At 28.6% G+C, this 14331-nt stretch carries 14 protein-coding genes; 7 read left to right on the top strand and 7 right to left on the bottom strand.

Going from position 1 to position 14331, the window contains the following annotated elements; translation table 11 throughout:
- Positions 1-22 precede the first annotated feature (22 nt).
- The 6 genes from MKD41_RS09885 (at position 23) to MKD41_RS09860 (ending at position 6821) form a co-directional block, all read left to right on the top strand.
- The gene (locus tag MKD41_RS09885) at positions 23-1618 is read left to right on the top strand and encodes a lamin tail domain-containing protein (RefSeq protein WP_240242131.1); all 1596 of its coding nucleotides are present in this window, start codon (positions 23-25) and stop codon (positions 1616-1618) included.
- Positions 1594-2418 carry an SdiA-regulated domain-containing protein gene (locus MKD41_RS09880; protein ID WP_240242130.1) on the top strand — a complete coding sequence of 275 codons (825 nt, stop codon included), beginning with the start codon at positions 1594-1596 and terminating at the stop codon, positions 2416-2418. Before MKD41_RS09885 ends, MKD41_RS09880 begins: the two co-directional genes overlap by 25 nt.
- A gap of 28 nt (positions 2419-2446) precedes the next feature.
- The gene (locus MKD41_RS09875; protein WP_240242129.1) at positions 2447-3088 is read left to right on the top strand and encodes a hypothetical protein; all 642 of its coding nucleotides are present in this window, start codon (positions 2447-2449) and stop codon (positions 3086-3088) included.
- 104 nt (positions 3089-3192) lie between these two features.
- Complete coding sequence (locus MKD41_RS09870) at positions 3193-3666, top strand: CYTH domain-containing protein (RefSeq protein ID WP_240242128.1); 474 nt, start codon at positions 3193-3195, stop codon at positions 3664-3666.
- A 39-nt stretch (positions 3667-3705) separates the two neighbouring features.
- Positions 3706-5301 (top strand): SLC13 family permease, encoded by a 1596-nt coding sequence (locus tag MKD41_RS09865; protein WP_240242127.1) that lies wholly within the window; start codon positions 3706-3708, stop codon positions 5299-5301.
- A 53-nt stretch (positions 5302-5354) separates the two neighbouring features.
- A complete protein-coding gene (locus MKD41_RS09860) occupies positions 5355-6821 on the top strand; it encodes a hypothetical protein (RefSeq protein WP_240242126.1) in 1467 nt (488 codons plus the stop codon).
- Positions 6822-6835: 14 nt separating this feature from the next.
- Here the strand turns inward: MKD41_RS09860 and MKD41_RS09855 are convergent, their stop codons facing one another.
- The 7 genes from MKD41_RS09855 to MKD41_RS09825 form a co-directional block, all read right to left on the bottom strand.
- Positions 6836-7225 carry a hypothetical protein gene (locus tag MKD41_RS09855; RefSeq protein ID WP_240242125.1) on the bottom strand — a complete coding sequence of 130 codons (390 nt, stop codon included), beginning with the start codon at positions 7223-7225 and terminating at the stop codon, positions 6836-6838.
- A gap of 58 nt (positions 7226-7283) precedes the next feature.
- On the bottom strand, positions 7284-7658 hold the full coding sequence (locus tag MKD41_RS09850) for a NifB/NifX family molybdenum-iron cluster-binding protein (protein ID WP_240242124.1): 375 nt from the start codon (positions 7656-7658) through the stop codon (positions 7284-7286).
- On the bottom strand, positions 7655-7957 hold the full coding sequence (locus tag MKD41_RS09845; protein ID WP_240242123.1) for a hypothetical protein: 303 nt from the start codon (positions 7955-7957) through the stop codon (positions 7655-7657). Before MKD41_RS09845 ends, MKD41_RS09850 begins: the two co-directional genes overlap by 4 nt.
- Before the next feature lie 10 nt (positions 7958-7967).
- On the bottom strand, positions 7968-9041 hold the full coding sequence (cydB, locus tag MKD41_RS09840) for a cytochrome d ubiquinol oxidase subunit II (RefSeq protein ID WP_240242122.1): 1074 nt from the start codon (positions 9039-9041) through the stop codon (positions 7968-7970).
- A gap of 3 nt (positions 9042-9044) precedes the next feature.
- Entirely contained in the window at positions 9045-10376 is a 1332-nt protein-coding gene (locus tag MKD41_RS09835) for a cytochrome ubiquinol oxidase subunit I (RefSeq protein WP_240242121.1), read from the bottom strand.
- 165 nt (positions 10377-10541) lie between these two features.
- Positions 10542-11798: an OmpP1/FadL family transporter gene (locus MKD41_RS09830; RefSeq protein ID WP_240242120.1), complete on the bottom strand. Its 1257-nt coding sequence runs from the start codon at positions 11796-11798 to the stop codon at positions 10542-10544.
- Positions 11799-11909: 111 nt separating this feature from the next.
- On the bottom strand, positions 11910-13211 hold the full coding sequence (locus MKD41_RS09825) for a DUF4270 family protein (protein ID WP_240242119.1): 1302 nt from the start codon (positions 13209-13211) through the stop codon (positions 11910-11912).
- A gap of 231 nt (positions 13212-13442) precedes the next feature.
- Between MKD41_RS09825 and MKD41_RS09820 the strand changes: the two genes are divergently transcribed.
- A complete protein-coding gene (locus MKD41_RS09820; protein ID WP_240242118.1) occupies positions 13443-14321 on the top strand; it encodes a DUF6268 family outer membrane beta-barrel protein in 879 nt (292 codons plus the stop codon).
- Positions 14322-14331 lie beyond the last annotated feature (10 nt).

Genomic DNA, 14331 nt, shown 5'->3' with positions numbered 1-14331 from the left:
ATTATATCTAAAAAATAAAACAATGAAAAATTTAAAATATATAGTTCTAACAATTATTATGTTATCTACTACTTTTAGTTGTGTAGAGGATGAAATAATGACAAAAGATGAGCCTATTGTAGAAGGTAGTGTGCTGAAACTAAATGAAATTATGTCTAAGGATGTTGGAGATAACCCAGACTGGATTGAAGTTTACAATAGCGGTACAACCGATATGGATATCTCTGGTTACTTTTTAAATGATAAAGCAACAGTAGGTGGTTATGAAATACCTTCAGGAACAATTATACCAGCAGGTGGTTTTTACTTTGTTGATGCAAACGAATCTGGAGAGTCTATTAGTTCTGGAGGAGAAGATGTTGGTTTATTTGAGCCTAATGGAACAATTGTAGATCATACGGTTACACCAGATATGAGTAGTAATGTTGGGCTAACTTGGGCAAGAGAAATTGATGGTGCTGGCCAATGGAAAATTAGTTCTCCAACTCCAAATTCTTCAAATGGTTCTGTGGCAAATACAGCACCGTTTTTAGATGCTAGTTCTATTACTGAATTTACCGATGTTTATGCTGTAAGTGTTTCAGATGCCGATGGTATTTCTTCAGTAAAATTAGTGCTTATTATTGGTGAAAGCGTACAATCTCTAGATATGGCATTGGTAGATGGTGAATACAAAACTTCTGTACCTAAAGCAAATGTTGGAGAAGTTGTTAAATATTATGTAGTTGCAACAGATAATACAGGATTAAAATCGTATTACCCAAGTAACGGAACTAACGAACCTGCAGAGTTTTCAGTTGTTGGAGGTCTTAGTGAGTTAAGTTTTGAGGGCGAAATAGATGGTAATAGAGGTAATGTTACGTTTACTGCTACACCATTGTATCCAGAACAAGTTGATGAATTAAGATTGTATTACTTATTCCCAGGCGAACAACAAGATGAAGACAATGGTTTTGATGATAAAACTAAAATTGAAATGACTCAAAATGGTGATACTTGGGAAGCTGTAGTTCCTGCTCTTAATATAGAAGGTGAAGTTCATTATTATATTAGAGTTGAATATGTTGATGGAACAAAAACGTATTACCCACTGGAAGATGGTGGCGATTTTAATCACGATTTAGGTACAACTTGGCCTACTTATACAGTTGAAGCTGTAAATTATGATGAAGTTGTAGAGACAACTATTACTTCAACAGACGGGCCATTAACAAGTTTAACATTTCCAACAAACCCAATTCCAGGGTCTGATATTAATCTTGTTTTAGAATATGCAAGTTCAGAAGAAATTACAGAAGCTAGAGTTTATTTTGCTGTTGGTGATGAACCAGAATATGTAAAAGCTAATAAAGTATCTGGTGAAGATGATGATACATTTACACAAACCGGTGTAACTATTAATTTAAAAGATGTTGTTACAGATGGAGATGAATTATCTTTAAGTGAAACAGGAGCTAAAGTGTCATTCTATGTGCGTATTTCTACAGATACAGCAGAATATTATTATTCAAATACAGGTGCAATGTCTTTAGATAACACTCCAGGTGGAGGAGATACTGACGAATCTGATGATTTTAAAGACGATCCAACATTGTGGAATGTTTACACAGTTCAATAACAACTAAAAAACTAGCTTGTGTTTTTGCACAAGCTAGTACTTTTAAAATGATACATTTAAGTAAAATATTAAGTTTTACCATAGTTTTTATGACCTCTTTTTTAGCTTGTGATAAGGGCAATGTTGTAGAAAATAACAACGGTAAACTCGAGTTAATTTCAAGTGATAAAATTGCTGTTGTAGAAGCTTCAGGTTTAGCAATTAACGCTTCCGGTTCAACCTTGTATACTGTTAGTGATGATACCAATAATATTTATGAATTATCTACCACTGGAGAAGTACTGAAAAAATATAAATATGATGGAAATGATGTTGAAGGTATTTCAGTAATTTCTAATAATAAAGTAGTATTAGTAGAAGAAAGAACCAAAGAAGTTGTTGAATATGATTTAACTGCCAAAACTTATAAAAAAAATAAAGTTATCTATAGTAATAACGATTCTAACAGTGGTTTAGAAGGAATTGCTTATAACTTAAACGATAACACTTTATTTGTTATTAATGAAAAAGAACCAGGATTATTAATGCGATTAAGAAGCGATTTTTCAATTATAGAATCGTACAATTTAGATTTTGCATCAGATTATTCAGGTATTTTTCATGATAAAGATTTAAATGTATTATGGATCGTTAGCGATCAAAGTAAAACGGTTAATAAATGTAGTTTACAAGGAGCATTGATAGAAAGTTATGCTATAAATGTAAGTAATGCCGAAGGTATAGTGGTTACTAAAGATTTTATCTATATAGTAAGTGATTCAAATTCGAAACTCTACAAGTTTAAAAAACCAATAAAATAAATTCCGACAAAAATTAATAAATATAATTATGACAAAACCAGCAATGAAAATAGGTGAAATTTCAAAACCTCGTTTCGAGTTTAGAACGTTTGGTCAAAACTTTGACTTACAAGCAAAGTATATGGCACGTTTATCAGTACCAATTCCAGAAAAAGTTTGGGAAAGAACTTCAGAAGAAATATATATTCTATCTAAAACCAACGATATTAATAATACAAAAATACGCGATGGTAAAATGGATATTAAAACCTATGTGCAAACCGTAGATGGTTTAGAGCAATGGAATCCTTTAATGAAAGGTGAATTTCCAATATCTAAACAAGTATTAGAAAACGACGTTTTTCCTGCATTTCAGATAGCAATGCCTGAACTTACAAAAGATACATATACATTAGAAGAATTTTTAGAAATGATTGCTGAAAATCCAGATTTACAAGGAGTACGTGTGCACAAACAACGCTTTGGGTATATGGTAAATAATACCTTGTGTGAAGTAGGAAATGTATTGGTTAATGGAGCCAAAATTGTGACTATAAATTCTGAATCTACAGAGTTAGACGATATTAAAAAAACCATTGTGGATTGTAAATTAGAAGGTGCCGAAAACATTAATTATTTACAAGCCATAAAACGTGTAATTGGTTGGATTGATAAGCCGCTTGCAAATTAAATGAGTTAAAAATTGTAAGGCTCAAAATTTGAAAATAAAAGTGGTGAAAATTAAGTGTAGCGCTTTACAATTAAACAGTTAAACAAGAATAAATAGATAACAAAATGGCACAAGAAATAGAAAGAAAGTTTTTAGTAAAAAACGATGATTATAAACAAGAATCTTTTAATCAAACTAAAATAGTTCAAGGATTTTTATCAACCGTTCCAGAGCGTACGGTTCGTATTAGAATTAAAGGCGACAGAGGATATATTACAGTTAAAGGTATAGGAAATAAATCTGGAGCTTCTCGTTTTGAATGGGAAAAAGAAATTTCGGTAAAAGATGCTACCGATTTATTAAAAATAAGTGAACCAGGTGTAATAGATAAAACACGTTTTAATGTAACCTCTGGTGAACATACTTTTGAAGTTGATGAGTTTTATGGAGAAAATGAAGGCTTAACAGTTGCTGAGGTAGAACTTTCTTCAGAAGATGAAGACTTTGTTAAACCAAGTTGGTTAGGAGAAGAGGTAACAGGACAAGTAAAATATTACAATTCTATGTTAATGAAAAACCCATATAAAAACTGGAAATAGCTTAAAATTAATTGAAAGTATAATTTAAAAACAAATTAAATGAGTGCAATATTAAAAGACGGGTTTGACGTACTAGACATGAAAAATTATCGAATGGAGAAACTTCCCAAAAGGGAAAAATCTAAATTTGAACAATTTTTAATGCGAATTGGTGGGCCATTGGCAATTATTTCTTTTGTACTTATTTTATTTGTTTTAAAAATACCATTCTTAGATAATTTAGATGTCTCAAATTTAAGTGAAAGTGCACATAATAATCTAGAAAACATTGGGTTAGAAAAATTTATTTTTTCTAATAAAGCAATGCTAGCAATTTTTGTTTCTTCCTTAATTTTATGGATTACAGAAGCAATTCCAAATTATTTAACCTCGTTAATTTTGATAATAGCTTTGGTGTTAACACAAGTATTGCCAGAACAAGTGGCCTATGCACAATTAGGTCATAAAGTAATGTGGTTAAACATTATGTCGTTTGTTTTAGCCAGTATGTTAGTAGCAACCGGAGTAGCTAAAAGATTTGCACTTTGGTTTATAATTAAATTTGGAAAAAGTGCTTCGTCTGTTATTTTAAGTTTTATGGTTATTAATGTTGTATTGTCTTTATTTATTTCAGCAACTACTGCAAAAACAGCTATTTTATTACCAGTATTTATGGTAGTTGCTGCAATTTATGGAGCTTCAAACGGTAAAAAAAATAATGTAGGGCGTAATGTTTTACTTCAAAATTTATTTCAAAATAATATGGGAGCAAGTTCATTTTTAACGGGTTCTGGAGCTAATTTGTTAGCAGCATCGTTAATAGCTGGTGCCGTTGGAAGTGATATATTTTTCTCTGAATGGATGGTGGCATCATTTCCTGTAGCAATGGCTTTAATGTTAATTGGATGGATAATTGGTATTAAAATTATTTTTCCAATAAAAAAAGAAGAAAGTAAACCAAGTATTCCTGGAGGTATGGAAAGCCTTAAAAAGGATTTAAAAGATCTTGGTAAAATTTCGTTTACAGAAATTAAATCAATTGTAATTTTTGTAAGTATACTTGCCTTATGGGTTACAGATAAATGGCATGGTGTTAGTCCAACTGCTGTAGCTTTTGTTGGTGCAATTATTGCTTTAATGCCAAAAATTGGTATAGTAAAATGGAATGATGTAGATATTCCTTGGCATTTATTATTGTTCTCTGCCGGTGCTTATACTTTAGGAGCAGGCTTTAAAGTTACAGATCTTCCTTCAATTTCTGTAAATGCATCGTTTGATGCTTTAGGTTTTGGAGCAGAAACTCCGTTTTGGGTTTTATATGTTGTGCTTACTGCTGCAATGATTTTTAGTGCCTTATTTATGCAGTCTAAAACTATGCGAGCAATGATTTTTATTCCAATAGCTATAGGTATTGCAACACGTTTTAATTTTTCAATTATGAGTTTGGCATTTCCGGTAGCAATGTTAATAGAACATGTGTATACATTACCATTTAATAGTAAACCAGCGTTATTATCATACTCTACAAATCATTATAGTATGTCCGATGGATTTAAATTTGGTTTTACAATGCAGATAATAGCTTGGGTTATGTCTATACTAATGGCTATGACTTATTTTAAATGGTTGGGTATTACTCCAAATGGTTTATTTTAGTATTTTGGAGGTTAATGTTACCAAATACTAGAGATGCCAGATACTAAGCAGAAATGATATACGATAATGTAAAAATACACGATAATTTTTCTTTAGAAATAAAATCTATTTATGAAATTATTTCAGAAAAAAAGAAAACCAATTATAGTACTATTACGTATCTTTTTATTCCAAATGGTTTAAATATTAATACTCAAACATATCCAAAATCTAAATTTTATAACGATGTAAAAGTGTATATTAGGTACAATGCATCTGAATATACTTTAGATGAAATTCTTAATTTAAAATCGGGTCCCTTACATCAATTAATAAAGATTGTAAAAAAAATATCAAGTAAAAAAGTTTCAAAAAAAAATAAGTTAGAATTTGAATCTAGAGTTAAAATGTTAGGTGCTATTTTAAATAATACACTTAAAAATAAAACTTTAATTTTAAAGGAAAATAAAAAGCTCGAAATTAATAATATTATTAAATGTTTTGAAAAACTTAAAAAAGTATTAGCAACTTATAGAAGTTTAGTGGTAAATGTTGATGCGTTAGAAATTGATGAGGATTTAAAAAACACCATAAAATATGGAGATGAATATATAAGTAATATTACAAATTATCATCTTATTATCTGGTTAGAAAATTTTAAAATTAAAAATGTAGAGAAAGAGCTATTAAAAGAGTTAATTGGCTTTATAAAAGAAGAACAAACCTATAGAAAAACACAGAACTTTGACGTAACCGATAACGAAGATTTTTTTGATGAAATGTTGTTTCATAAAAGAAGTCAGTTAAAAAAGTTTATAGAAAGTGTGTTGTTTTTAAATAGAGATATTAGAAAAGATGGAACCTTTTTTGAGCAATCTATATTTGCTTTAGCAGCTGGTTTAGCTATGGTTTTTTCAACTGCAATTGCTTTTTATTACCAACAAGTATATGGTAATTTTACCTTGCCTTTTTTTATTGCTTTGGTTGTAGGTTATATGTTTAAAGATAGAATAAAGGCTTCTATTGGTTTATTATTTGTAAGCAAAGCAAGTTCGTTTTATCACGATTTTAATATAAAAATTAAAGATTCGGCAACAAATTTAATTGGTATTGTTAAAGAGAATTTTACATTTGTTCCTTTTAATAAATTAGGTCCTAAAGTTAAAAAACATCGTTTAAAAAATAAATTTATAGATGCTGATTATAATTTTTTAGGAGAGCAAATTATTCAGTACAAAAAAAAGATTGTTATTTACCCTAAAAAATTTGGTGAAGAAATTTCAGACAATAGATTAAATAGTATAGTAGATATTACACGTATAAATTTGTATAGATTTACTACACAAATGGATGATCCTAAAAAAGAATATTCTTTATTAAAAAAAGGTAAAATTATAAATAGAGTTGGCAATAGAATTTACCATATTAATCTAATACAAAAATTTTATACTGAAAAAGGAATAGAGTTTAAACGGTACCTTGTAATTATGAATAGAAAAGGAATAAAACGTATTGAACCTATTGAATTGGATGTGTTATAATTTTAACTCAGTTTTTAATTCCATTTAACATTCAACTTTTCCAATTCAGTATTTAATTCTATAAGTGAATCTGGGTCTATTATTTGTGTATTGATTGTCAATTCTTTTTTATTGGTTTTTAGAATATAATCTCCAGCAAATTTTTTAATTTGTTTTACTTCAGATAGGTTAATTTTTTTTCCAAAAGCACCATTTATCTTTAAAATTCCGTTTTCAATGGTTATATATTTATATTGTTTTTGGTAAAAATATGTAAGTAAATATAAGATTGAAATTACGATATATCCATAATCTGTCCAATAAGTCTTTTCTTTAGTGAAAATGCTTAGTAATCCAAATATTAGCCAAACAATTCCAAAAATTAGATTAATTTTTAAATGTCTTTTTTTATATTTTATGTTCATTTTTTTAAAATTCAACAATAAAAATAACTAATTTTTCGATATTATTTTTTAGAGTGTATTATAAATAGTCTTTTAAAATTTCAGAAATAGGATCAATTTTTACTAATTTATACTCGAAATCTCCTTTTTTTAGTGTTTTACGCATGTATTTTCCAACGGCTCTAACTAATATAAGATCTATATCAGTTAAAATTTCTAAAAGATCGTCGTGACTGTGTTCTCCATGTTCATGATGCTCGCTATGGTCGTGTTCTTCGTGTTCACCATGATGATGTCCTTCATTTCTGTCGTGGTTATTGTGACTATGCGTGTTTTTTTTGTAAATAACAGATTTAATTTCTCTGTTTTCAATGGTGTAAAATGCAAATTCTGAAGCTCTTCCAGTTCTTTTTGCAATAGAGATTCTATCGTTTGTTGGTATTGCTATTTTCATGAGTTTTTATTTAGAATTAGTTTTAACTTTTTAATTAGTATTAAGGCAATTGCACCTCCTAAAAATGAAACTAATAAATTTAATAAAAGAAGGCTAAAATTAATGTTTCCTGACTGCACTATTGTAAAAGGATCAAAACCTAAACGACCAAAAGATTTAATAAAAAGTATGCTTCCAAATACTCCTACAATGGTGTTTCCAATAACACCTAACGAATGTTTTTTAAAAGTAATAGCAGTTGTATTAGCTCCAATTATACCTATTAAAATACTAATTAATGAAATTAAAGTTGCAGTCATAATTATTAAATTAATGTCCGTAATCCATCTTGTCAATTTTTCCTTTTAAAAGTCTTCTTTGAATAATAATATAAATTGCAAGTAAAATAATACCCACAATTGCCCAATTAAATGCAACAGATAATCCGTAATTAGAGGCCGCTGTATTGTAAATTGTTAATGAATCGTTTACTGGGTTTGTAGAAGGTAATATTACAGGGAATATTGAAGCTAAAGATGATGTAATTCCTCCAATTATTAATAGTGTTGAAAGGATAAAACTATGAACATCTTTTTTAATTTTCTTAATAAAAAACAATCCGATTAACCCGATTAAATATAAAATTGGAAAAATTAATAAATATGGTCTTTCAATAAAATTAGTTAAGGCATTTGGATTAACAATTTGCCATATAATTAAAGAGAATATGGTTAAAACAGCTAAGGCAATGTTTAAATTAAAAATTGCTTTTTTTAATTTTTCATTAATAGAAGCATTTGTTTTTAGGCGAATCCACGTAGCTCCGTGAATTGCTAAAGTTACTACAGCAATAATTCCAATAATTATTGTAAACCAATCTATAACACCAGGGTGTTCGGTTAGTGGACTAAAACTACTGTCCCATAACGGTAAGAAAAAGTAATGTGCTTCATATAAAGAATTACTATTTTCAACACCTCCTAAATTTACACCTCTAACTATGTTTCCAAGGGCAATACCAAAAAATAAAGCCAATAATAAGCTAGAAATACCAAATGAAGTATCCCATATTGAAGTCCACATTTTATTGTTAAACTGACCTCTAAACTCTAACCCAATGGCTCTAAATACAATTAACCAAAGCACAATAATTAGTGGTAAATAGAAACCGCTAAATACAGATGCATAAAATGTTGGAAAAGCCATAAAGAGCATTCCACCACCTGCAACAAGCCAAACTTCATTAAAATCCCAAAATAGTCCGGCAGCTTTAGCTACAACTTTTTTATCTTTTTCTTTTTTTGCAAAGAATAAATGAATAATACCTGTACCAAAATTATAACCATCTAAAACAAAGAAAATAGCTAATACAAGTGCAATAATAATATACCAAAATAGTTCCATAATTTAATGTTTTACAGGTTTAGGACCTTGATGAATAGTTTTACCAACTAATATTAAAAATAACAATCCAAGTAGCATATATAGGCCTACAAAACCTAAGAGTGTAAACAGGGTGTTTCCTGAAGAAACTGTAGGAGAAACACCTTCACTAGTTTTTAATAGCCCATAAACCAAGTATGGTTGTCTACCTAATTCTGCAACATACCAACCGGTAATATTGGCTATATAAGGAAACGGTACTAAAAACATAATACTCCAAAGCAACGGTTTAATTGTGTGTAATTTTTTCTTCCAAAGAAAAAAAGCAGCTAGAAACATAATACCTATAAAAATTGTACCTAATCCAACCATAATATGGTAAGAATAGTATAGTGCAGGAATATTATCTGGCAATTCTTCTTTTTTAAATTGGTCCATTCCGGCAATTTGTTTGTTCCAATCTTGATAGGTTAAAAAGCTTAAAATATTTGGAACGGCAATTTTATTGTCTAATTTTTTTTCAACCATATTTGGCTGTCCTATAAGCACAATTTCGGCACCAGCATCTTCGGTTTCAAAAATACCTTCCATTGCTGCAAAAGCTGCAGGTTGGTATTTAGCTACATTTTTAGCATTCCAATCTCCTGTTGGAAATGCAACTAATAAACTAGATACTAATCCAAAAATAACTCCGGTTTTTAAAAATAATTTTCCGTGTTCTAAGTTTTTATTTCTTAAAATATAAAAGGCTCCAATACTTGCCACTACAAAAGCAGAAGTAACTACAGAAGCAAATTGATTGTGTAAAAAAGCAGGGATTAACCAAGGATTACTAAATAATTCTGAAAAATTTTCTAGTACAAATTTACCATTATCTAAAATTTCATATCCAACAGGGTGTTGCATCCAAGCGTTAGTGGCTAATATAAACCAACCGCTTGCCCAAGAACCTAAAAACACTAAAAATCCTGTTAAAAAATGCAGTTTTTGTCCCATTAATTTTTCACCAAAAATAAATAAGGCTAGAAATGAAGATTCTAAAAAGAAAGAAAACATTCCTTCCATTGCTAATGTTTGGCCGATAATTCCACCTGTTAATTCAGAAAATTTAGCCCAATTTGTTCCAAATTGAAACTCCATAGGAATTCCTGTAACAACTCCCATTGTAAAATTAATAGCAAATATTTTCATAAAAAATAATGCAGCATCGTTGTATTTTTGAATCTTTGTTCTTAAAAATTTCCATTTAAAAAAAACAATGATTAAAGATAACCCCATTGTTAATTGTGGAAATATATAGTGAAATGTGATAGTAAATGCAAACTGCAATCTATCGTAGAAAATCATATCTTCCATTTGGTGAACTATTTAAAATAAATTAGTAAATTGTATACACGAAAGTACAAATTAAAAAAAAACTATATGTGAGTAAAAGCACATATAGTTTTTTAAAAACAAGAAAATTAATATAAAATTTTAGTGTGTAAATGCTATTTTAAAAGTTAAATAACGCTTGTTTAATTAAAAAATCTTTCTTTTTTGAAACCAATTTCCTAATAAACTTAAATTTAAAGATAGTTTATGGTAATTGTCTTGTATTAGCTGATTGTTAATAGTTCCTTCTTTTCCGTAAGAGTAATTAATATTAATCATGGAGGTGTAAATACTTTTAGAAAGTGGAATTCCAACTCCTAAAGAAACTGCATAATTGTCTATTTTTTGTTTTGATAAAATTAAATATCCAGAGTTATAGTTTACACCGGCTCTATATTTTAAGTTGTTCCAAAAAGTATTTAAATTTTTTGTAGGTTGGTATTCAACTCCAGCTCCATAAATTTCTTGATCTTGATATTTATACGTGTTGTTTGAAGTGTAGGTTTCTGACCAATAATTTTTTTTATAATCTACATTTACTGTTAAGTTTTTGTTGATTATTGAAGAAATACCAAAGCCGATTTTTAAAGGTAAATCATAATCGTTGAGCTCAATATCTGTTTCGTTTAAAATATCAAGTTCACCTGACCCCGAAAAGGATTTGGTTCCAGTTTCATCTTCTGTACCGCTTAATGAGGTTGGTATATTAAGCGTAGCACCAAAAGTTGTTTCTGTTCCAAAAATATTATTAATAGTGTATTGTAAACCGGTGTTTAATCCCAATCCAAAATAATTTTTAGAATTTGTTAGATTTGCGTATGAAGAACCAATATAAATTAATTGAGTTTCGTTTATATTACCAAACAGTGCAGATAATTCAAAACCAACAGAGAGATTTTTACTAAGTTTTATACCGTTTCCCCAAAACACTTCATTTATTCCTCCAGAACCAGATATTGAGGTGCTTATATATTGTGAAGATCCTTCAACAGGTTTAATTAAATCAATGTCGTAACTAACTTTAGAATAAGGAACCAATCCAAAATTCATTTTCCAATAATCTTTTACTTGAAAAGCAAATGCTAAATGAGAAACATTAAAATCGGTGTTTTTTTGTGAAGAATTTAAAGTTTCTTTATGAGAAAAAGTACTATTTAAACCAAATTCATATAAAAATGAACTTGAAGCTATTGAAGTTATAGATGCCGGATTTGCTTTGTTAATTGAAAAAAGATTTTTACTTGCAATACCTGTATTTCCAAGGGCTGAAAAACCTCCAAAATAGTTCGAGTTTTCTACACCTAAACCAAATAATGAATAGGGAGAACTAAAATCGCTTTGTGCTTTTGCAACAAAAACGGATGTATAGGTAACTATTAGAAATGAAAATAGTATTTTTTTCATGTGTTTGTATTATGTTTTTTTAAGATCTTATTTCTAAGCTGTTAATAACGGGCATATTGTTAGTTGTTTGTAACTTTTAGTATGCTGGTTTTATAGATTTAAATTTTAAAATTAATAGAGTAAATAAGTAACTGAAAGTTTCATACTGTGTTCCGAACTATCAGCATCATAAATATTTATTTTATTAACACCATTATTGTTATTAGGAAGTTGAAATAATAAAGCGTAATCTAAATTATAACTACTGGTTAAAACTTGTTCTATAAAATATGTTAAATCGGCTGTGTAATAATTTTTAGAATCAAACTCATCATTTTGGGTGTTTAATGTTGCGTAAACAGAGCTTCCGCTTAAGTTTGATAATTGGCTTATAACTCTATTTTTTTTGTCAATTACATATACGGCAAGCGAATCTGCTCCAGTATAATTAGTATCATAGCTTTCTAATGTAGGATAAAATTTTAATGAAGCATTAATAGCAGTACTGTTTTGTTCTAATGCGTTTAAATTTCTGATTGAAGGGAATTCTACCCGCATATTAAGTGATGTTCCAGATTGAATATATGCTAGATTACCTGTGTTTTTGGTGCTTAAAATATCTGTATAGGATTCAATAGAATTTAATACCGTATTAGATTTATCGCTTGTTGTTTGGTTAAAACTTTGAGTATAACTTTGTATGGTAAAATCGTTGTAATAATCATTGTCTTCATCATCTTCACTTTTTATGGTGTAATACATTCTCATTACGGCAGAAGATTGGCTAAAACCAAGTACGGCATTACTATTTTCGTCTGGTGCAATTGTTAAACCTTTAAAAATTTGATATAAATCATCAGAATTATTAATATCGTTATCTTGAAGTTTTTCAAACAAATCATTTCCAAAATCATGGTTTATAGGTATGTAAATAGAATCCTTTTTATTTGGGTATGGTATAAAAGTGAGTTCTCCTAAAGTTGTATCACTATATTCTAAGGTTGAAGTATTGTAAAAATTAGCATCATCTTCATTATACGATTCAAAATTCTCTGTTATTTCGTAAACTTTAAACGTTTGTACTGTAGTGGTATCTCCGTAATAATAGGTGTCGTAATATAAAATTATACCAATAGAATCGAAAGTAGCATCATTGTCAATATCATACGTAGATGTGAGTAAGTTAAAGAAGCTTTTACTTTTTAAATTACCAAAATCTTGATCTTGCAAAGCACCAATTAGTAAGCGGGTAGGGTTTGTTGTATTTACAGAATCTAATTGTATGGTTGATGTTTCAATTGATATTGTGTCTGTTACAATAACATTGGTATCTACATCTAAAAAATCTTCTCCTACGGTATACGTATCTGCATCACTTTCACAAGCGATAAATGCAGTAAAACTTAGAAAAAGTATCAATAAATAGTTTCTCATTATTCTATTTTTTGTGTAAAGGTATTTTAACCCATTTGTTTTACCACTGTAAAATAGATGAGTACTTGAATTGTATCGATAAAAAAGTTAATAAAATGTTAAACAGCTAATAATCAGCATATATTAAGCTTCATAGATTATAAGAGGCTTTAGGTAGATAAAAAATGCTTGTTAGTATATTTTAGGTATCTATACAAATAATAACTAAATACTTTTGAAAAATAATTATAAATGATAATGGTTTTAAGAGTATTGTTAATTGTTTTAATATTAGGTACAAATTTAATTGTAGCTCAAACAGATAATCTGTTTGTAACAGAATTTAATTACGTTCCTAGTAGCTCCAATTCTGTTGGTTTTCAGGATACTAATATTACTTTTAACTATTCAATAGATTTTAAAGAAGGTGTTTTAACAAACAGTTTGGCATATTCTAATTATAAAATTGATTACAACTCTGATGAAATTTTAAATGAAAGCCTTTTAGGTATTGAAAGTTTTAAATCTGTTGCATATGCATTACAATTTAAGAAAGAAATTTTAAATGGTTGGGGATATTTAATTAGTGCTTCTCCTTCAATTTCATCAAATTTTGAATCTAATATTTCTTTTGATGATGTTGTATTTAATGGAGCTGTTATTTTTTCTAAAATGTTTACTAATAACAAACTTAAATTTGGAGTTATTAGAAATTCATCTTACGGATTTAGTACGCCAATACCGGTTGTAAGTATTGCAGGAGCTATAAACCAAAAATTAACTTATAGTGTAGGTTTTCCAATTACAGAATTTTTGTATAAAGTAAATACAAGAAATCAATTTAGTTTGTATGCAAAACCAAAAGGATTTTACTCAAATATAACAAATGAAATAGTGGTGAATATAGATGATGAGGTTGAAAAAGCACAATTTCAGTCTATTATTTCAGGCCTAAAATACAGTCATAGTATAGATGGTAATTGGAAAATAGAAGTTGATGCAGGATATCAATTAAAATCCGATTATAAATTATTAGATAAAAATTTGAATAGTGTGTATGAATTTAAAACTAAAAATAATTTTAGCGCAGGCGTTAGTTTAAAATTCAATTTATTAAATGATAAAAGTTAAAAAGAAGATT

The sequence above is a fragment of the Lutibacter sp. A64 genome (assembly GCF_022429565.1).
Taxonomy (GTDB): Bacteria; Bacteroidota; Bacteroidia; order Flavobacteriales; family Flavobacteriaceae; genus Lutibacter.
Note: the sequence above shows the minus strand (reverse complement) of the source record. Positions and strands in the feature narration are given on the sequence as shown.

Excerpts from the sequence above, each read along its gene's own strand:
- MKD41_RS09885 (WP_240242131.1), top strand. The coding sequence starts at position 23 with ATGAAAAATTTAAAATATATAGTTCTAACAATTATTATGTTATCTACT.
- MKD41_RS09875 (WP_240242129.1), top strand. The coding sequence starts at position 2,447 with ATGACAAAACCAGCAATGAAAATAGGTGAAATTTCAAAACCTCGTTTC.
- MKD41_RS09870 (WP_240242128.1), top strand. The coding sequence starts at position 3,193 with ATGGCACAAGAAATAGAAAGAAAGTTTTTAGTAAAAAACGATGATTAT.
- MKD41_RS09865 (WP_240242127.1), top strand. The coding sequence starts at position 3,706 with ATGAGTGCAATATTAAAAGACGGGTTTGACGTACTAGACATGAAAAAT.
- MKD41_RS09860 (WP_240242126.1), top strand. The coding sequence starts at position 5,355 with ATGATATACGATAATGTAAAAATACACGATAATTTTTCTTTAGAAATA.
- MKD41_RS09855 (WP_240242125.1), bottom strand. The coding sequence starts at position 7,225 with ATGAACATAAAATATAAAAAAAGACATTTAAAAATTAATCTAATTTTT.
- MKD41_RS09850 (WP_240242124.1), bottom strand. The coding sequence starts at position 7,658 with ATGAAAATAGCAATACCAACAAACGATAGAATCTCTATTGCAAAAAGA.
- MKD41_RS09845 (WP_240242123.1), bottom strand. The coding sequence starts at position 7,957 with ATGACTGCAACTTTAATTTCATTAATTAGTATTTTAATAGGTATAATT.
- cydB (WP_240242122.1), bottom strand. The coding sequence starts at position 9,041 with ATGGAACTATTTTGGTATATTATTATTGCACTTGTATTAGCTATTTTC.
- MKD41_RS09835 (WP_240242121.1), bottom strand. The coding sequence starts at position 10,376 with ATGGAAGATATGATTTTCTACGATAGATTGCAGTTTGCATTTACTATC.
- MKD41_RS09830 (WP_240242120.1), bottom strand. The coding sequence starts at position 11,798 with ATGAAAAAAATACTATTTTCATTTCTAATAGTTACCTATACATCCGTT.
- MKD41_RS09825 (WP_240242119.1), bottom strand. The coding sequence starts at position 13,211 with ATGAGAAACTATTTATTGATACTTTTTCTAAGTTTTACTGCATTTATC.
- MKD41_RS09820 (WP_240242118.1), top strand. The coding sequence starts at position 13,443 with ATGATAATGGTTTTAAGAGTATTGTTAATTGTTTTAATATTAGGTACA.